Annotated in this window: 19 protein-coding genes; 9 read left to right on the top strand and 10 right to left on the bottom strand. The window is 68.1% G+C overall.

Annotated elements, in window-relative coordinates; all coding sequences use genetic code 11:
- Nucleotides 1-22 precede the first annotated feature (22 nt).
- The 6 genes from arfB to rsmI are packed head-to-tail and all read right to left on the bottom strand — an operon-like array spanning nucleotide 23 to nucleotide 4,115.
- Nucleotides 23-469, bottom strand: a complete 447-nt coding sequence (gene arfB, locus OJF58_RS12195) for an alternative ribosome rescue aminoacyl-tRNA hydrolase ArfB (RefSeq protein WP_300784638.1) — start codon at nucleotides 467-469, stop codon at nucleotides 23-25.
- Nucleotides 469-1,023, bottom strand: coding sequence for an ankyrin repeat domain-containing protein (locus OJF58_RS12190; protein ID WP_300784636.1), 555 nt, complete (start codon nucleotides 1,021-1,023; stop codon nucleotides 469-471). The genes arfB and OJF58_RS12190 overlap by 1 nt, the downstream gene beginning before the upstream one ends.
- Complete coding sequence (gene gshB, locus OJF58_RS12185; protein WP_300784634.1) at nucleotides 1,020-1,982, bottom strand: glutathione synthase; 963 nt, start codon at nucleotides 1,980-1,982, stop codon at nucleotides 1,020-1,022. Before gshB ends, OJF58_RS12190 begins: the two co-directional genes overlap by 4 nt.
- A 25-nt stretch (nucleotides 1,983-2,007) precedes the next feature.
- Nucleotides 2,008-2,853, bottom strand: a complete 846-nt coding sequence (locus OJF58_RS12180; RefSeq protein WP_300784631.1) for a transglutaminase-like domain-containing protein — start codon at nucleotides 2,851-2,853, stop codon at nucleotides 2,008-2,010.
- 3 nt (nucleotides 2,854-2,856) lie between these two features.
- A complete protein-coding gene (locus OJF58_RS12175; protein ID WP_300784627.1) occupies nucleotides 2,857-3,222 on the bottom strand; it encodes a YraN family protein in 366 nt (121 codons plus the stop codon).
- A complete protein-coding gene (gene rsmI, locus OJF58_RS12170) occupies nucleotides 3,219-4,115 on the bottom strand; it encodes a 16S rRNA (cytidine(1402)-2'-O)-methyltransferase (protein ID WP_300784624.1) in 897 nt (298 codons plus the stop codon). The genes OJF58_RS12175 and rsmI overlap by 4 nt, the downstream gene beginning before the upstream one ends.
- A 29-nt stretch (nucleotides 4,116-4,144) precedes the next feature.
- On the opposite strand from rsmI, the gene OJF58_RS12165 reads away from it, so the two are divergent.
- The 6 genes from OJF58_RS12165 (at nucleotide 4,145) to OJF58_RS12140 (ending at nucleotide 10,117) form a co-directional block, all read left to right on the top strand.
- A complete protein-coding gene (locus OJF58_RS12165) occupies nucleotides 4,145-5,305 on the top strand; it encodes a penicillin-binding protein activator (RefSeq protein ID WP_300784621.1) in 1,161 nt (386 codons plus the stop codon).
- 5 nt (nucleotides 5,306-5,310) lie between these two features.
- On the top strand, nucleotides 5,311-6,033 hold the full coding sequence (locus tag OJF58_RS12160) for an HAD family hydrolase (protein ID WP_300784618.1): 723 nt from the start codon (nucleotides 5,311-5,313) through the stop codon (nucleotides 6,031-6,033).
- Nucleotides 6,034-6,286: 253 nt separating this feature from the next.
- Complete coding sequence (locus tag OJF58_RS12155) at nucleotides 6,287-7,207, top strand: ABC transporter permease (protein WP_300784615.1); 921 nt, start codon at nucleotides 6,287-6,289, stop codon at nucleotides 7,205-7,207.
- 5 nt (nucleotides 7,208-7,212) lie between these two features.
- On the top strand, nucleotides 7,213-8,112 hold the full coding sequence (locus OJF58_RS12150; RefSeq protein WP_300784613.1) for an ABC transporter permease: 900 nt from the start codon (nucleotides 7,213-7,215) through the stop codon (nucleotides 8,110-8,112).
- Nucleotides 8,113-8,114: 2 nt separating this feature from the next.
- Complete coding sequence (locus tag OJF58_RS12145; RefSeq protein WP_300784611.1) at nucleotides 8,115-9,125, top strand: ABC transporter ATP-binding protein; 1,011 nt, start codon at nucleotides 8,115-8,117, stop codon at nucleotides 9,123-9,125.
- Complete coding sequence (locus OJF58_RS12140) at nucleotides 9,125-10,117, top strand: dipeptide ABC transporter ATP-binding protein (RefSeq protein WP_300784609.1); 993 nt, start codon at nucleotides 9,125-9,127, stop codon at nucleotides 10,115-10,117. Before OJF58_RS12145 ends, OJF58_RS12140 begins: the two co-directional genes overlap by 1 nt.
- Here the strand turns inward: OJF58_RS12140 and OJF58_RS12135 are convergent.
- The 3 genes from OJF58_RS12135 to OJF58_RS12125 all read right to left on the bottom strand — a co-directional run bounded on the left by OJF58_RS12135 (nucleotide 10,104) and on the right by OJF58_RS12125 (nucleotide 12,443).
- Entirely contained in the window at nucleotides 10,104-11,690 is a 1,587-nt protein-coding gene (locus OJF58_RS12135; protein ID WP_300784608.1) for an ABC transporter substrate-binding protein, read from the bottom strand. The two genes, OJF58_RS12140 and OJF58_RS12135, sit on opposite strands and share 14 nt — an antisense overlap.
- 113 nt (nucleotides 11,691-11,803) lie before the next feature.
- Nucleotides 11,804-12,178, bottom strand: a complete 375-nt coding sequence (locus OJF58_RS12130) for a (2Fe-2S) ferredoxin domain-containing protein (protein WP_300784607.1) — start codon at nucleotides 12,176-12,178, stop codon at nucleotides 11,804-11,806.
- A gap of 7 nt (nucleotides 12,179-12,185) precedes the next feature.
- The gene (locus OJF58_RS12125; RefSeq protein ID WP_300784605.1) at nucleotides 12,186-12,443 is read right to left on the bottom strand and encodes a DUF6489 family protein; all 258 of its coding nucleotides are present in this window, start codon (nucleotides 12,441-12,443) and stop codon (nucleotides 12,186-12,188) included.
- Between the two features lie 200 nt (nucleotides 12,444-12,643).
- On the opposite strand from OJF58_RS12125, the gene OJF58_RS12120 reads away from it, so the two are divergent.
- From OJF58_RS12120 to OJF58_RS12110, 3 genes are all read left to right on the top strand, one after another.
- Nucleotides 12,644-13,741 (top strand): diaminopropionate ammonia-lyase, encoded by a 1,098-nt coding sequence (locus tag OJF58_RS12120; protein ID WP_300784603.1) that lies wholly within the window; start codon nucleotides 12,644-12,646, stop codon nucleotides 13,739-13,741.
- Entirely contained in the window at nucleotides 13,738-15,777 is a 2,040-nt protein-coding gene (locus tag OJF58_RS12115) for a thioredoxin domain-containing protein (protein ID WP_300784601.1), read from the top strand. The genes OJF58_RS12120 and OJF58_RS12115 overlap by 4 nt, the downstream gene beginning before the upstream one ends.
- A 116-nt stretch (nucleotides 15,778-15,893) precedes the next feature.
- Nucleotides 15,894-16,637 carry a creatininase family protein gene (locus OJF58_RS12110; protein ID WP_300784599.1) on the top strand — a complete coding sequence of 248 codons (744 nt, stop codon included), beginning with the start codon at nucleotides 15,894-15,896 and terminating at the stop codon, nucleotides 16,635-16,637.
- Between the two features lie 21 nt (nucleotides 16,638-16,658).
- Here the strand turns inward: OJF58_RS12110 and OJF58_RS12105 are convergent, their stop codons facing one another.
- The gene (locus OJF58_RS12105) at nucleotides 16,659-17,069 is read right to left on the bottom strand and encodes an EVE domain-containing protein (RefSeq protein WP_300784597.1); all 411 of its coding nucleotides are present in this window, start codon (nucleotides 17,067-17,069) and stop codon (nucleotides 16,659-16,661) included.
- Nucleotide 17,070 lies beyond the last annotated feature (1 nt).

Below are 17,070 nucleotides of genomic sequence, written 5' to 3'. Positions count from 1 at the left end.
TCCCGGAAAGGGCGGCGGGCTGTCAGCAGGACTCGGGCGGGCCGCGCCGCAACGCCTTCTGCGCGCCGTGCCGCTTCTTGGTGTCGAGTCGCCGCAGCTTGCTCGCCCTGGTGGGCCTGGTCGGCTTGCGCGGCACGAGCGGACGCGCGGCTGTCCGGATCAGCGCGACCAGCCGGGCGAGTGCCTCCTCACGGTTGCGCCTCTGGCTGCGCTCGCCCTGTGCGACGAGCACCAGGACGCCGTCGCGCGTAAGGCGGCTTCCTGCCAGCCGCTCCAGCCGGCGTCGGACGTCGCCGGGAAGCGACGGCGAGCCGCGCACGTCGAAGCGCAACTGCACCGCCGTCGCCGTCTTGTTGACGTGCTGGCCGCCCGGGCCGGCGGCGCGCACGAAGCTCTCCTCGATCTCGGCGGGGTCGAGCCAAAGCGTGCCGCTGATCCGGATCGGCGCCGCTTTGGCGGCGGCCGCCATCAGCGCGCGCCTGCCTTGCGCAGCATCGCCTCGATCGCGCCGCGATTGCCCTGGCGGGCATAGCTCAAGGCCGTGCGGCCGGTGAAATCCGCAAGATTTGGATTGGCCTTGCTTTCCAGCAACAGGCGGCACGATTCGACCGATCCGGCGCGCGTCGCCGCAATCAGCGCCGTCAGCCCCTGACGGGTCTGGGCGTCGGGCCGGGCATGGCGCCTGAGCAGCATGGCGACGATATTGTCGTCCCCTTGCTCGGCGGCACGAATGAGCGACGTGTAGCCGTCGCGGTCGGTGACATCGACCACCGCGCCGCCCTTCAGTAGCGCATCGACGATGTCCGCCTGTCCCGCCTGCGTCGCCACCAGCAGGAGCGACCGGCCCGAGGAGTCGATCTGGTTGGGGCTCTCGCCCTTGAGCAGGGCGTGCCGGACCTTGTCGACGTCGCCCTCGCGAACCGCCTTGACGATGGGCTTCTCCATCATCGACTCGAAGGTCTGCGCCGCGGCAGGCCAAGCCATCGCCGACAGACCCATGACGAGGAAGGTGCGCCTGCTCATGCCTTGCTCCCGCGCGTCGCCTGGTAGCGCAGCTCGATGCGATCCCATATGTCGGCCTCGAGGCAGACGCCGTCGAAGCGGTTGATCTGCTGCAGCCCGGTCGGCGACGTGACGTTGATCTCGGTGAGATAGTCGCCGATCACGTCGATGCCGACGAAGATCAGGCCGAGCCGGGCGAGCTCCGGACCGATCGTCTCGCAGATCTCCCGATCGCGCTTGGTGAGTTCCGCCTTCACCGCCTTGCCGCCGATATGCATATTGGAGCGCGCCTCGCCCTCCGCCGGCACGCGATTGACGACGCCGGCCGCGCGGCCGTCGATCAGGATGATGCGCTTGTCGCCCTGGCGCACCTCGGGCAGGTAGCGCTGCGCGATCACCGGTTCGCGGCTGCGCTGGGAGAACATCTCGAGCAGCGAAGCGAAATTCTCGTCGTCCGGCTTCAGCCGGAAGACGCCGGAGCCGCCGTTGCCGAACAGCGGCTTCAGGATGATGTCCTTGTGCTCGTCGCGGAACGCGCGCAGCGCGCGCACATCGGCGGTGATGAGCGTGGGCGGCATCACGTTGTCGAAGTGGGTGACGAACAGCTTCTCCGGCGCGTTGCGCACGCTCGCCGGATCGTTGACGACGAGCGTCCCGGGATGAATGTGCTCCAGCAGATGCGTCGTGGTGATGTACGACATGTCGAACGGCGGGTCCTGCCGCAGCAGCAGCACGTCGAAGGTGGAGAGATCGCGCATCTCCGGCGCGCCCAGCGTGAAATGGTTGCCCTTTTCGCGCCTGAGCTGCATCGGCTGGACGCGCGCCATCACCTTGCGATCGCGAAAGACCAGCTCGGGCGGCGTGTAGTGCCAGACCTCGTAGCCGCGGCGCTGCGCCTCGAGGCCCAGCACGAACGTCGAATCGCCATCGATGTCGATGGTCGAGACATGGTCCATCTGGATGGCGACGTTGAGTTTCATCGGCCGGGCCTCATCTTGCGGGCAGTCAGTTAAGCCCGCGGCGCAGTTCCTGCAACAGTTCCGAGGCGCGGCGACGGAGCGCCGGATCGCTCTGCCCGCCCTCGAGATCGAGGAACCGGCTGAAGGCGGCGATCGCGGCGCGGCGCTTGTCGAGCCGGGCATTGATCTCGCCGGCCTCGAACAGGAGCTCGGCGCGGTCCGGCGCGATCGCCAGCATGCGGTCGAGCGACCGCGCCGCGCCCAGCCAGTCGCCCTGTCCCGCCAGCCGCAAACGGACATTGTTCTCGAGCCGCAGCAACACGTCGCGATCGGCCACCGGGTCGAAATGCGCGGGCTGCAGCTCCGCCTGAGGTCCCAGCACCTGCCGCAGAAGCACCCTGAGCTCGGTCGCATCGCGCAGGGCGCCGTCATGGAAGGGGTCGAGAATATGCCGCCCGCCCTCGATCGTGACGCGGATCAGGAAATGCGCCGGGAAGGCCAGTCCCTCGGCTTGCCAGCCCTGGGCGCGCGCAACATGCAGGTAAAGGATCGAGAGCGCCACCGGAAGCCCCTTGCGGCGCTCGATCACGCGCGCGAGGTCGGCATTCTGCAGGTCGTCGTAGGTCTCGCTGTCGCCACGATAGCCATAGGCGACCGCGATCACCTCGCCCAGTTGCTCCGGCACCGCGCCGCGGCGGCCTACGAGGTCGGCCAGGTCGACCGCCATCGCCGCCACATGCTGACGGAAGGGCGCCGCATCGACCGGCGCATCGCGCCGCAGGGCGCCGAGCTCCAAAGCGGCCTCGAGCAGGTCGATTCGCGATCCGTCGCCCGCGCAGAGCGCACGCAACCGATCCAGATCCTGCCGGCCGCCGGTCGGATCAGCCGTCACGCCTCACTCCGGCGCCCGCCATACATCGGGGAGGTGACGCGGCCACAGCCCCACCACCAGGACGGCGTCGAACCGGAGGGAATGCCCGGCATAGTGCGGATGGCGGGCGACGAACAGGCTTGCCGCACGCGCGACGCGGCCGAACTGGTTGCCGCGCAGCGCGTAGGCGGCAGTCTCGATCTCCGAGCGCGCCTTGACCTCGACGAAGGCGAGCACATCGCCGCGGCGCGCCACGATGTCAATCTCGCCCAACTTCGTCTTGTAGCGGCGCGCGAGAATCGAGTAGCCGGCCAGCCGCAGGCGCCAGACGGCGCGCCATTCGGCGGCGTGGCCTAGTCGATGTGCCTTCTGACGCGCCTCGGTGGTCATGACGCCCCTTCCCGCTTGAGCGCGAGCGCCCGAGCATAGACCTCGCGACGCTTGAGGCCAAACCTCGCCGCGACCTCCGCCGCGGCATCCTTGACCGAGGCGCCGGCCATCGCGAGCCGCAGCGCGGCATCAAGCACGTCGGCAGCGGGCGCCGGCGCGCCGCTGGGCGGGCCGATCACGATCGCGATCTCGCCTTTCACTTCGGCCTCGCGCGCGTAATGTGCAGCAAGTTCACCGAGCGACGCCCGGCGCACTTCCTCGAAGAGTTTGGTGAGCTCGCGTGCGACAGCGGCCGCACGATCGCCCAGCAGGTCCGAAAGGTCGGCGAGCGAGGCCGCGAGCCGATGCGGCGCCTCGAAGAAGATCAGCGTGGCCGGAATGGCGGCCGCCTCCGCGATCGCCCGGCGACGCTCGGCGGGCCTGGACGGCAAAAAGCCGCCGAAGAAGAAGCGATCCATCGGCAGCCCCGACAGCGCCAGCGCCATGGGCACGGCCGAAGGCCCTGGTGCAGCCGTCACCAAATGACCACGGGACAAGGCTTCGCGCACGAGGCGATAGCCGGGATCGGAGACCAGCGGCGTGCCCGCATCCGACACGAGCGCCACCCGCTTGCTGTCACCGAGGGCGCGCAGGATGCGTGGCTCGGCGGCTTCCTGCGTGGCGTCGCTGTAGGCGATGGTGGGCGCGGAGATGCCATAGTGACTGGCGAGCTTGGCGAAGACGCGCGTGTCCTCGCAGGCGATCAGGTCGGCGGCCTGAAGAACGTCGAGCGCCCGGAGCGTGATGTCACGCATGTTGCCGATCGGCGTGGACACAATGTGGAGTCCCGGCGCCAGCGGCGGTTTACGCGAGCCTCGCCCGTCGCTAGCTTGTGACCGGTCGCTTCTTTCCATGTGCATCCATCCGCCGGAGTTCTGCGCCGATGCGTTCGTCTCTCCTCGCGCTCGCCACTGCCGCCCTCCTGCTGGCTGCATGCACCGGCCCGTCGCAGACTAGCACGGCGCCACCGCCACGACCGACCGGGCCGCAGGCCGGCTCGCCCACCACGCCGTCAGGCAAGACACGCATCGCTCTCCTCCTGCCGCTCTCCGGTCGCGCGGCCGCGCTCGGTCGGTCCATGCAGCAGGCAGCCGAGATGTCGCTGTTCGATTCGGGCGGCAAGGAGCTGGCGTTGGCCGCCTACGACAGCGGGGCCTCGCCCGACGCGGCCGTCGCTGCCTACAATCGCGCGCGCACGGATGGCTGCGCGCTGGTCCTGGGACCGCTCTTCGGCACGTCGGCCAGCGCCCTGGGCCCGCTGGTGAGGCAGGGCGGCGCCAATGTGATCGCCTTCTCCAACGACGAGAAGGCCGCCCAACCGGGCGTCTGGATCATGGGAATTGCCGCCCCGCCGCAGGTGCGACGCGTCGTCGACTATGCGATCTCGCAGGGCATCAAGCGCTTCGCCGTGTTCGCACCGCGCACCGCCTATGGCAACCAGATGTCGAGCACGCTGCAGGACGAGGCAATGGCCCGCGGCGCGACGGTCGTGGGCGTGGAGCAATTCGACCCGCAGGCGCTCGATCTCACGGCCGCGGCCAAGCGGCTGGCGACGGAGATTGCGGGCGGCGACAAGGTCGCCATCCTGATGCCGGTCGCGCCGCCCCAGCTTTCCGCCGCCTTGGCCTCCCTCGGCGCCGCCGAGATCGACACCAGCAAGATCCAGCTCATCGGCACCGGGGTCTGGGACGCGCCCGGCATCGGCGCGGACAGCGCCCTGCGCGGCGCCTGGTATGCTGCGCCGGATCCGGCCAAGCGTGCCGACTTCGAGCGCCGCTATCTCGCCACCTACGGCCGCCCGCCGGAGCGGCTCGCGACACTGGCCTACGATGCGGTGGCGCTCGCCGCCCAGCTCGCGCGCGGCGGCAGCTTCTCCGCCGACGCCATCACCAATCCCAACGGCTGGACGGGCGTCGACGGGCCGATCCGCTTCCTGCCGGACGGCCGCTCGCAGCGCGCGCTGGCGGTGATCGAGATCCAAGGCGGCCGCAACGTGGTGATAAGCCCGGCGCCCAGCACGTTCACCCAGGCCATGGCAAACTGACCAAGATGCCGGTCCTGCCGCGCGCCATCCTGTTCGATCTCGACGACACCCTGATCCGAGCCTACGCCCAGCCCGAGGAGGCGTGGCGACGGCTGTTGCATATCTTCTCCGCGCACCTCGACGCCCACGACGCCGCGGCGATCGAGCGCGTGCGGCTTGCCATCATGGAGGAAGCGCGTGCCTTCTGGTCGGAGGCTGCGGCGGCGGCCAAGTGGCGGCTCGACATCCCGGGCGCGCGGCGGCTCTCGGTGCGGCGCGGGCTCGCCCGCCTCGGCCGGCCCGACGACGCGCTGGCCGACCGCATCGCCGACGCCTTCACCGAGATGCGTCGGAAGGAATACCGCCTCTATCCCGACGCCCATGCGACGGTCGATGCGCTGCGCGCAGCGGGCGTGAAGCTCGCCCTCGTCACCAACGGCGCCAGCACCATGCAGCGCGAGAAGATCGAGCGCTTCGAGCTCGGCCACCGGTTCGACCATATCCAGATCGAGGGCGAGTTCGGCCAGGGCAAGCCGGAGCCCGCCGTCTATCGCCATGCCCTCGAAAGCCTCGGCGTGGCGGCGGGCGACGCCTGGATGGTCGGCGACAACTACGAATGGGAAGTCGTGGCGCCGCAGAAGCTCGGCCTTTGCGGCATCTGGTACGACCCCTTCGGCGCTGGCGTGCCGGCCCAGGCGAGCGCCCAGCCGGCGCGCATCATCAAGCGGCTGGCGGAGCTGGTCGAATAGACGTCTTCCCGGCGGCCGGCCGCCGATAACCAGGCGACATCGCCCCGGCATTGATCTAGAGTGGTCGCAAGCCCGACCATAACGGGGCACCTGCAGGGAGACGGAATGCGTTCAGGTCTTGACGGCCGCGAACCGTATCCGGCTGAAGGCAGTCCGGCGAACGGCCATCGCCATGTCCCAGTCACCGTCAGCCCCGGCCCGGTGAGCGACGATCTGCGCCCCGCAGTGGCGACCCGTCACCGGTGAGGACGCCATGGGCCGATACGTCACGCGAAGAGTCGGCTACTGCCTCCTGTCGCTGCTGCTGCTGTCGCTGACAATCTTCTTCTTCGTCCGGGTGACCGGCGACCCGGCGGCGCTGCTGATCGAGCCGGGCGCGAGCGCAGCCGACATCGCGCAGATCCACCACCGGTTCGGGCTCGACCGCCCGCTGTGGGTTCAATACGGCCTCTTCATGTGGAACCTGGCGCACGGCGATCTCGGCCAGTCCTTCTACTACCAGACTCCGGTCCTCGACCTTTATCTGTCGCGCCTGCCGAACTCGCTGCTGCTGGCCGCGGTGGCGATGGCCTTCTCGCTGCTGATCGGCCTGCCGAGCGGCATCCTCGCGGCGGTGCGGGTCGGCCGCTTCTGGGACAATGCCGGCAAGGTGTTCTCGCTGCTCGGCCTCTCCTTGCCTTCGTTCTGGGTCGGACTGGTCCTGATCCTGCTGTTCTCGGTCTACCTGCACTGGCTGCCCTCGTCGGGCGCAGGAACGCCGCTCCACCTCATCATGCCGGCCTTCGCGCTGGGCTGGTACTTCGCCGCCGCGCACATGCGCCTGACCCGCTCGTCGATGCTCGAGGTTCTGGGCTCCGAGTACATCAAGCTCGCCCGGCTCAAGGGCCTGCCCGAGGCGCTCGTGATCGGCAAGCATGCCTTCAAGAACGCGCTGATTCCGGTGATCACCCTCGCCGGCATCAATCTCGTGATCATGGTCAACGTGGCTGTGGTGGTGGAGACGGTCTTCGCCTGGCCCGGAATCGGCCGCCTGCTCTACGAGGGCATCACCTTCCGCGACTTCCCGGTGGTCCAGGGTGTCGTGCTGCTGGGCGGCGCCATGATCGTGGTCGTCAACCTGGCCGTCGACATCCTCTACGCCATCATCGATCCCCGCATCCGACTGGAGAGGTAGCTGCGATGAGTGCGCCCGCCGACGTCGTTGCCCTGCCTTCCCGGCCGTCGCGAGCGGCCTGGCGCCGTGCGATCCGGCTCGGCGACATTCCGGTCATTCCGACGCTGATCCTTCTCCTCATCGCCTTCGTCGCGGTCTTCGCCAACCAGCTTGCGCCGCACAATCCGGAAATCGGCAGCCTGACGGCGCGCTTCAAGCCGCCCTTCTGGCAGAGCGGCGGCAGCACCCGGTACCTCCTCGGCACCGATCAGCTCGGGCGGGACGTGCTGTCGCGGCTCATCTTCGGCGCACGCGTATCGATGGTCGTGGGCATCATGGCGGTCGTCGTCGCCGGCGTGATCGGCACCGCGCTCGGCATCCTCTCGGGCTATCTTCGCGGCTGGGTCGACCAGGCCATCATGCGCATCACCGACACCTGGCTCGCCCTGCCGGCGCTCACCTTCGCGATCTTCCTCGCGGCGATCGTCGGCCCCAGCATGTGGAACATCGTCGTCATCCTCGGCGTCACCTACTGGACCCGCTACGCCCGCGTCATTCGCGGCGAGGTGCTGTCGCTGCGGGAACGCGAGTTCGTGCATCTGGCGGTCGTGGCCGGCTGCTCGAAATGGACGATCATGGCGCGGCACATCCTGCCCAACGTCGTCAACTCGGCGATCGTGCTGGGGAGCCTGATGCTCGGCGTCGTGATCATCACCGAGGCGACCTTGTCGTTCCTCGGCGTCGGCGTCCCGCCGCCGCAGCCGGCCTGGGGCCTGATGCTGTCCGACGGCAAGCAGGGGCTGATGGTCGGCTACTGGTGGCTCACCGTGTTCCCCGGCTGCTGCATCATGCTGATGGTGCTGTCGGCCAACCTTCTGGGGGATTGGCTGCGCGTCAAGCTCGATCCGCAGCTTCGGCAGCTCTGATCATGGGCGAACCGCTCCTGCGCCTTGAGAATCTGTCGACGCACTACGTCTCGGCGGGAGGCGCCAGGGTGGTGCGGGCGGTGGATCAGGTGTCGCTCTCCCTCGATGCCGGCCAGACGCTGGGCATCGTCGGCGAAAGCGGCTCGGGCAAGAGCACGCTTGCCCTCACCATGCTGCGCGTTCTGCCGCCGGCGGCGCGGATCGTCGGCGGCCGGATGCTGTTCGAGGGCGAGGATCTGGTCGAGAAATCCGACGCCGAGATGCGCGAGATCCGCGGCAAGCGCATGGCCATGATCCTGCAAGACCCGATGGCTTCGCTCAACCCGCTGTTCTCGATCGGCAATCAGGTCGCCGAGCCGATCCGGGCGCACGAGGGCACGCCGCGCACGGCGGCTTGGGCGCGCGCGAGAGAGCTCCTGAAGGCAGTGCGTATCCCCTCTCCCGAGATGCGGGCCAGGCAATATCCGCACGAGATGTCGGGCGGCATGCGACAGCGCATCGTCGGCGCCATCGGCATGTCGTGCAATCCGCGGCTCCTGATCGCGGACGAGCCGACGACGAGCCTCGATCTCACGATCCAGGCGCAGTATCTTAGCCTGCTGCGCGAGTTGCAGCGTGCGCACGGACTGGCGCTGATCTTCATCACCCACAATCTCGGCATTGTCGCCAGGATGTGCGACCAGCTTGCGGTGATGTACGCCGGCCGGCTTGTCGAGTCGGGACCGGTCTCGCGTGTCTTCGATGCGCCGGCGCATCCCTACACCCGGGCGCTGCTCAGCTCGATTCCGCACATGGGCGATCGTGCTCGGCGGCTGACCGCGATCGGCGGCCAGCCGCCCGACCTCGCCTCCCTGCCGCCAGGTTGCGCCTTTGCGCCGCGCTGCCCCAAAGCCTTCGACCGCTGCCGTGTCGAGGCGCCGCCCGCCTTCCGCCCAGATGAAGGCCGGATGGCCCGTTGCTGGCTGGCCCAGGATGTCGACACGGCGCGCAGCGCGGTCGCCGGAGCCGTTTGATGCCGATCATTGAAGCCGACGGCCTTATCAAGCATTTCCAGGCCAGGCGCCGGCTGTTCGGCGCGGGCCAGGGGACGGTCCGGGCGGTCGACGGGATTTCGTTCACGATCGAGCCCGGTCGGACGCTGGGGGTCGTGGGCGAATCGGGCTGCGGCAAGACCACGACGGCCAAGCTTGTGCTCGGGCTCGAGGAGCCGACCGGCGGCCAGTTGCGCTTCGAGGGACGCGACCTGCGCACGCTGGACGCGGCGGGGCGGCAAAATTACCGCAAGTCGGTCCAGGCGGTGTTCCAGGACCCGTATGCTTCGCTCAATCCGCGCCTGCGCGTCGGCGAGATCATCGCCGAGCCGCTCGTGACCAACGAGACGCTGGAGGCGAGCCAGGTCAGGAAGCGGGTCCTCCGCCTGCTCGACCTGGTCGGGCTGCCCGAGCGGGCGGCCGACCTGTTCCCACACGAGTTCTCCGGCGGCCAGCGTCAGCGCATCGCCATCGCCCGTGCGCTGGTGCTGTCGCCCAGGCTGGTCGTGCTCGACGAGCCGGTTTCCGCCCTCGACGTGTCGATCCGCGCCCAGATCCTCAACCTCCTGCGCGACCTGCAGAACCAGCTCGGCCTTGCCTACCTGTTCATCGCCCACGATCTCGCCGCGGTGGCGCATATGAGCGACACGATCGTCGTCATGTATCTCGGCAAGATCGTCGAGAGCGGCGACGCGCCTGCCCTGGCGCGCAGTCCGCGGCATCCCTACACGCAGGCGCTGTTCTCGGCCGCCCTGCCGAGCCATCCCGACGAGCGACGCGACGAGATCATCCTGCCGGGCGAGGTGCCGAGCCCGTTGAAGCCGCCGGCCGGCTGCCGCTTCCATCCGCGCTGCCAGCATGCGCTGGCGCAATGCAGCCGGGACGAACCGCCGCTGAAGACGGCGCACGAGCGCCTCGTCGCCTGCCATCTCCATTCCGGTGCCGGGTTGGCGGTCGGCGTCAGGCCGCCTTGAGGGTGATGTCCTCGTAAGGCGCGGTGTAGGGGAAATCGGTGATCAGCCCGAAGCCCGACTCGCCCACGCGCGGCCCGACGCCGTTGAGGAAGGCGAGCTGCCAGATCGGCGCCACGATCGTCCGCTCGTGGACGAGCTGCTGGATCTTCGTCAGCAGCTCTCCGCGCCGCTTGCCATCGAGCTCGGCCGCCTGCTCCTTGAACAGTGCGTCGATATCCGGATAGCTGCCGTAGACATAGGCTCCGCCGCCGACGATGAACGCGGCCAGCCGCGTCGCCGCATTGCCGAAGGCGCCGCTCGCGCCCTGGATGACGTTCCTGTACTTCTTGTCCGCCCAGCCCTTCAGGAAGGCGGCGCGCTCGATCGGCCGCAGCGAGACGCGTATGCCGACCTCGGCGAGATTGTTGAGCACGGCCTCCCCGACATTCGAGTAGGAGCTGTCGCAGAACAGCTCGCCGGCATTGAAGCCGCCGCGATGGCCGGCTTCGGCCAGCAGTTGCTTCGCCTTGGCCGGATCGTGAACCGGCGCCGGTGGCTGCCAGTACATGTCGAAGCTCGCCGGAACGAGGCTGCCGGTGATCTTGGAGAAGCCGAGCGTCAGCGCCTGGTTGATGCCGTCGCGATCGATCGCCAAGCTGGCGGCCTTGCGCACCCGCTCGTCATGCCACGGCGATTTCTGGTCCCACTGGTCGACAAACGACAACCAGAAGGGGGCCGGAATGACGACCGGCTTCAGCGCGAGCCCCTTCGTGCGCCGCAGCTCTTCCGCCAGCTCGCCGCGGACGGAATAGACGATGTCGACCTCGCCGCGGCTGAGCGCAGCCAGGCGCGTCGCCTCGTCGGGAATGACACGGAAGACCAGACGCTTCACGCTGGGCGGCTTGCGCCAGTAGCCTTCGAAGGCTTCGAGCACCAGTTCGACGCCGGGCTTGAACGACACGAACTTGTAGGGGCCGGCGCCGACCGGCGCCTTGACATAGCCGTCGCTGCCCACCTTCTCGACGTACTTCTTGGGCACGATCCAGGCGGCGCCGGTCGCCTGGCCGTAGAAGGTCAGGAAGTCCGGCCACGGCTCCTTGAGACGGAAGCGCACATGCTGCGGGTCCGGGGTTTCGATCGACTCCACGTGGCTTGCCAGCAGGTCGCGCGACGCTCCGCGATAGCGCGTGAACGAAAACTTCACGTCCTCGGCCGTCACCGGATCGCCGTTGTGGAAGGTCGGCCCCTTGCGCAGCACGAAGTCGTAGATGAGCTGATCCTTCGAGGCGGTCCAAGACTCTGCGAGCGATGGTGCGACCGTCGTGCCGGGCATCGGCTTCAGCAGCGCGTCCTGCAGCGCGTAGAGGAGCATGAAGGGCGTGATCACGCCCGATGTTTCGGCAGGGTCGAACCAGGTCGGCGCGAGCGAAACGTGAACGCCCCAGGTCAGTTGCCCCTGCGGGCCGGCGACCGCGGGACGGGCGGAGCCCGCAGCCAGGGCGCCGGCGGCAAGGGCCAGCGCATCGCGACGCGTGAACGACATGATTTGGCGGCCGGGCGACATCGTCCCGGCGCTTTCCCGGCGCTGAACCATATCCCTGCTCCTCGGGCTCCCTCTGCGTGGAGCCTCGAAGCCAGTCTACGCCTGTGGCCGGTCGATGTCTGCCTGCGGCACGCAAAAAGCAGCGGCCGGGAGGGCGAGCGGCGTCAGCCTTTCACCCGGTCTTTCGGCAGCTTGTCCGTCGTCCGCAGCATCAGCCGGTCGACCCGGCCACCCTGCACCAGATGGGTCTGCAGGACCTCGTCGACGTCCGCCTTGGTTGCGACCGAGTACCAGACGCCCTCGGGATAGACCACCACCGTCGGCCCGAGCTCGCAGCGGTCGAGACAGCCGGCGATGTTGACGCGCACCTTCTTCAGCCCGAGTTCCTTCGCCCGGCCTTTCATGTAGTCGCGCAGCTCCTCCGACCCCTTGTCGGCGCAACAGCCGCGCGGATGACCGGCCGGTCGCCGGTTGGTGCAGCAAAAGACGTGGGCTTCGTAGTAGGGCTCGGGATCGCTCGGCTTCTCACGCATGCTCATGCTGGCATCATTCCTTCTTGCCCGAGGCGATATTGGCGAGCTGCGACCAGAAGGCCTGCTGGATCTGCTGCATCTGCTCGACGCCCTGCATGGAGGCCGGCAGCCAGGTCTTGAAGATCGCCTCGGGGTTCATCGCGTTCAGGCTGGAGCGCAGCCGCTCCTCGATCTCGCCCATCACCCGATCCTGCATCGGCTTGAGGTCAGGCAGACCGAAGAAGGCCCGTGCCTCCTCGGGCGTGCAGATCACTTCGACATTCACTTTCATGACGGCACTTTCATTTGCGAGAAAGTTCGGCAGACGGTGTCATCCCGAGCGCAGCGAGGGATTCTCGATCGGGCGCCGCCAAAGATCCCTCACTGCGTTCGGGATGACACGAACGGATGCTCACAATAACGGAAATGAGCACGTGCGATAGCCCTGTACCTTGGGGGATATCGGCGGCCCCGGCCATGGTATGACCGGGCATGGTTCTCGACTGGCTCGCCCGCAACCCCCGCGCCGACCGCTCCCGGCGCTACGCCGCCGCGCAGCGCGCGGTCATCGATCCGACCAGCCTGCCCGATATCGGCAGCCTCGGTGTCCCCGACAAGGGACCGACGCCGCTGCTGGCGCTGCCGGCGCTCGCCGAGCGGCTCGAAGTCGGCGAGGTCCGGGTCAAGGACGAGAGCCAGCGCTTCGGCTTCGGCGCCTTCAAGGCGCTGGGCGGCGTGTTCGCGGTCCACGAGTTCATGGCAGCGCACAAGGGCCGCAGGCCTGCCGATTTCGTGTTCACGACGGCGAGCTCGGGCAATCACGGCCGGTCGGTCGCCATGGGCGCGCAACTGGTCGGCGCACGATGCGTGATCTTCCTGCCCAGGTTCACGAGCGCGGAGAAGGAGGCGGCCATCCGCGCGCGCGGCGCCGAGGTGATCCGAATCGACGGCGACTACGACACCGCCGTCGCCGAATGCCGGCGGCAAGCCGGGCAGAATGGCTGGACGATCATCTCCGACACGTCCTGGCCCGGCTACGAGACCGTGCCGCGCGATGTCATGCGCGGCTACACGGTCTTGGCCGACGAGATCGTGCGGCAGTGGCCGCAGATGCCGACCCATGTCCTCATCCAGGCCGGCGTGGGCGGGCTTGCCGCCGCCCTGATCGGCTATCTCTGGGCGACGCTGCCGCAACGCCCGCTGTTCGTGATCGTTGAACCCAGCAGCGCCGACTGCTGGTTCCAGAGCAACCTGGCGGGCAAGCCTGCCTCTGCAAGCGGCAATGCCGACACGGTGATGGGCGGCCTTGCCTGCCGCGAAATCTCGCCCATCACCTGGCCGGTCATCGGTTTCGGGGCGGATTGGTTCATGACCATCGAGGAGGACCAGGTGATGCCGACCCGCCAACTGCTCGGCCATCCGCTGGGCAATGATCCCGCGATCGCCTCGGGACCCTCGGGTTGCGCCGGGCTCGCCGCGCTCGTCCGCCTGTGCGGAAACAAGGACGCCCGAGGAGCGGTGGGGCTCGACAAGGATGCCCGCGTGCTGCTGATCAACAGCGAAGGCAATCTCGGAGAGGGTTCGGCATGAGCGAAGGACGCAACCGCCTCGGCGCCGAGACCAGCCCCTATCTCCTGCAGCATGCGCACAATCCCGTGCATTGGTGGCCGTGGGGCGAAGAGGCCTTGGCCGAGGCCACGCGCACCAATCGGCCGATCCTGCTGTCGGTCGGCTATGCCGCCTGCCACTGGTGCCACGTGATGGCGCACGAGAGCTTCGAAACACCCGAGGTCGCCGCGGTGATGAACGAGCTGTTCGTCAACATCAAGGTCGACCGCGAGGAACGGCCCGACGTCGATGCGATCTACATGCAGGCTTTGCATCTCCTGGGCGAGCACGGCGGCTGGCCGCTCACCATGTTCTGCACGCCGGCGGGCGAGCCCTTCTGGGGCGGGACTTATTTCCCCTACCCCGCCCGCTTCGGCCGGCCGAGCTTCGTCGACGTGCTGAGGGCCGTGGCGCAGGCCTGGCGCGAGAAGCCGCAGGACATCGAGACCAACCGCACCGGTCTCCTGAAGGCCCTGCGCGAGGGCGCCGCCAACAAGGCGGTCGTTCCCAAGGGCGACGGTCCGTTGATCCCCCTCCCGCTGCTCGACCAGATCGCCGCCCGTCTCGCCGATGCCTGCGATCCGGTATGGGGCGGCTTCGGCCAGGCGCCGAAATTCCCCTCACCCTACGTGTTCGAGAACATCTGGCGCGGCTGGCTGCGCGGACGCAGCAATCCCAAGCTCCTCGATGCGGTGATCGTCACGCTCGACCGGATGTGCCAGGGCGGCATCTACGATCATCTGGGCGGGGGCTTCGCCCGCTACGCCACCGACGCGCACTGGCTGATCCCCCATTTCGAGAAGATGCTCTACGACAACGCGCAGCTTGTCGATCTGCTGACGCTGGTCTGGCAGGAGACAGGGAGCCGGCTCTACGCCACGCGCATCGCCGAGACCTGCGACTGGGTGCTGCGCGAGATGATCGCCGAAGGCGGCGGCTTCGCGGCCACCTACGATGCCGACAGCGAGGGCGTCGAGGGCAAGTTCTATGTCTGGGACGCGGCCGAGATCGACGCCGCGCTGGGCGCGGAGGATGGCGCCTTCTTCCGCGAAGTCTACGACGTCACCTCCGAGGGCAACTGGGAGCACCGCAATATCCTCCATCGCAACCGTTCACCGGCGCTCCTCGACGAGGCCGGAGAGCAGCGGCTCGCGACCTTGCAGGCAAGGCTCAAGGCGGTGCGCGACAAGCGTGCGTGGCCCGGCTGGGACGACAAGGTGCTGGCCGACTGGAACGGGTTGATGATCGCGGCGCTTGCCAACGCCGCCGCCGTGTTCCAGCGCGACGACTGGCTCGCCGCCGCGGTGCGCGCCTGGCGGTTCGTCATGGACGAGATGCGCGATGCGAACGGCCGGCTGTTCCACTCGCATCGCGCCGGCAAACGACTGCATCGCGGCACGCTGGACGACTATGCCAACCTGGCGCGCGCCGGCATCGCGCTGTTCGAGACGACCGGCGAGACCGGCTATCTCGAGGAGGCGAAGGCGCTCGTGGCCGTGCTCGACCAGCACTTTGCCGATCCGCAGGCTGGCGGTTATTTCATCACCGCCGACGATGCCGCCGACCTGATCGTGCGCACCAAGCACTGCCACGACAATGCGGTGCCCTCGGGCAACGGCACGCTGGTCGATGTTTTCGCACGACTCTGGATCGTGACCGGCGAAGAGGCCTGGCACGACAAGGCGGAGAAGCAGGTCGCCGCTTTTGCCGGCGAGCTCGAAGGCAACTTCTTCCCGCTGATGACGCTGCTGAACGGCTACGAGACGCTGCAGCGTGCCGTCGAGCTCGTGATCGTGGGCGATCCGGCGCGCACGGAAACCGAGTCGCTGCGCCGCGCCGTGTACGCCAAGAGCCTGCCCAACAAGATCGTGCGGCGCCTCGCACCCGATGCGTCGCTGCCCGAGCACCATCCCGCATTCGGCAAGGGTTTGGTCGGCGGCAAGCCGGCGCTCTATGTCTGCCGCAACCTCTCCTGCGAGGCGCCGATTACCGAGCCCGAATTGTTTTCGATTGCCTAGCCTTGTCATCCCGAGCGAAGCGAGGGATCTTTCGCGGCTTTGGATCAAGGATCCCTCGCGTCGCTCGGGATGACAGCATTCGTCGTTGCGGCGTGACAGAAGTGGTGGAGTCGTCCGTGCAGCTTCAGCTCAAGACATGGCAGTTCGTCGAGGACTATCTCAAGACCAGGACCGGCATCATCATCCCGATCGGCTCGACCGAGCAGCATGGGCCGACCGGCCTCATCGGCACGGACGCGCTGACGGCCGAGATGATCGCGCGCGGCGCAGGCGAGAAGGCCGGCGCGCTGGTGGCGCCGACGATCTCGGTGGGCATGGCGCAGCATCATCTGGCCTTCCCCGGGTCGGTCACCTTGCGGCCCACGACCTTGATCGCCGTGGTGCGCGACACCGTGGTCTCACTGGCGCGACACGGCTTCACGCGCTTCTATTTCGTGAACGGCCACGGCGGCAACGTGGCCACCGTGACCGCCGCCTTCTCCGAGATCTATGCCGAACGGTCGATGGAGAAGCTCGGCAACCAGCCGTCGATCAGGTGTGCCCTGCGCAACTGGTGGGAAAGCAGCGGCGTCAAGGGTCTCAGCCGCGAACTTTACGGCAGTGCCGAAGGCAGCCATGCCACGCCATCGGAGGTGGCCGTCACCTGGTACGGCTATCCGCAGACGATGCAGCAGAAGACGATGGAACCGCGCATCGCGCCCCACGGCTCCTTCGCCGACGCCGAGGACTATCGCCGCGCTTTCCCCGATGGCCGCATCGGCTCCGATCCCAACCTCGCCACGCCCGAGCATGGCAAGCGGATCTACGAAACCGCCGTCGAGGACGTGGCGCGCGACTATGCGGCGTGGGTGACGCGCTAGGACGGCACGACGATCGGCCGATCACTTTCCGCCGGACATCTTCAGGAGCAGCTTCCAGTGGTCGGCGCTCACCGGCACGACCGAGAGGCGCGACTGGCGCACCAGCTTGAAGTCCGCGAAGCCCGGATCGGCCTTGATGGCGGAGAGCGTGACCGGCTGCTTGACCGGCCCGACGGCCGCGACGTCGACCGTCACCGCCTTTCCGGCCTTGTCGGTCGGATCGGGATAGGCCGCCTTCACCACCTCGGCGATGCCCACGATCTCCTTGCCTTCACCCGAATGGTAGAAGAAGCAGCGATCGCCCACCTTCATCGCCTTGAGGTTGATCGTCGCCTGGGGGTTGCGCACACCGGTCCAGGAAGTGCGCTTCTCCCTTACGAGCTGATCCCAGGAATAAGCCGAAGGCTCGGACTTGATGAGCCAGTAAGCCATG

The sequence above is a fragment of the Enhydrobacter sp. genome (genome assembly GCF_030246845.1).
Lineage (GTDB): Bacteria > Pseudomonadota > Alphaproteobacteria > Reyranellales > Reyranellaceae > Reyranella.
This window is presented reverse-complemented; position numbering and strand designations above follow the sequence as displayed.

Coding starts and splice junctions, on each gene's coding strand:
- OJF58_RS12175 (WP_300784627.1), bottom strand. CDS start 3,222: ATGACCACCGAGGCGCGTCAGAAGGCACATCGACTAGGCCACGCCGCC.
- OJF58_RS12105 (WP_300784597.1), bottom strand. CDS start 17,069: ATGGCTTACTGGCTCATCAAGTCCGAGCCTTCGGCTTATTCCTGGGAT.
- arfB (WP_300784638.1), bottom strand. CDS start 469: ATGGCGGCCGCCGCCAAAGCGGCGCCGATCCGGATCAGCGGCACGCTT.
- OJF58_RS12150 (WP_300784613.1), top strand. CDS start 7,213: ATGAGTGCGCCCGCCGACGTCGTTGCCCTGCCTTCCCGGCCGTCGCGA.
- OJF58_RS12160 (WP_300784618.1), top strand. CDS start 5,311: ATGCCGGTCCTGCCGCGCGCCATCCTGTTCGATCTCGACGACACCCTG.
- OJF58_RS12125 (WP_300784605.1), bottom strand. CDS start 12,443: ATGAAAGTGAATGTCGAAGTGATCTGCACGCCCGAGGAGGCACGGGCC.
- OJF58_RS12115 (WP_300784601.1), top strand. CDS start 13,738: ATGAGCGAAGGACGCAACCGCCTCGGCGCCGAGACCAGCCCCTATCTC.
- rsmI (WP_300784624.1), bottom strand. CDS start 4,115: ATGGAAAGAAGCGACCGGTCACAAGCTAGCGACGGGCGAGGCTCGCGT.
- OJF58_RS12145 (WP_300784611.1), top strand. CDS start 8,115: ATGGGCGAACCGCTCCTGCGCCTTGAGAATCTGTCGACGCACTACGTC.
- OJF58_RS12130 (WP_300784607.1), bottom strand. CDS start 12,178: ATGAGCATGCGTGAGAAGCCGAGCGATCCCGAGCCCTACTACGAAGCC.
- OJF58_RS12190 (WP_300784636.1), bottom strand. CDS start 1,023: ATGAGCAGGCGCACCTTCCTCGTCATGGGTCTGTCGGCGATGGCTTGG.
- OJF58_RS12155 (WP_300784615.1), top strand. CDS start 6,287: ATGGGCCGATACGTCACGCGAAGAGTCGGCTACTGCCTCCTGTCGCTG.
- OJF58_RS12165 (WP_300784621.1), top strand. CDS start 4,145: ATGCGTTCGTCTCTCCTCGCGCTCGCCACTGCCGCCCTCCTGCTGGCT.
- OJF58_RS12135 (WP_300784608.1), bottom strand. CDS start 11,690: ATGGTTCAGCGCCGGGAAAGCGCCGGGACGATGTCGCCCGGCCGCCAA.
- OJF58_RS12120 (WP_300784603.1), top strand. CDS start 12,644: ATGGTTCTCGACTGGCTCGCCCGCAACCCCCGCGCCGACCGCTCCCGG.
- OJF58_RS12140 (WP_300784609.1), top strand. CDS start 9,125: ATGCCGATCATTGAAGCCGACGGCCTTATCAAGCATTTCCAGGCCAGG.
- gshB (WP_300784634.1), bottom strand. CDS start 1,982: ATGAAACTCAACGTCGCCATCCAGATGGACCATGTCTCGACCATCGAC.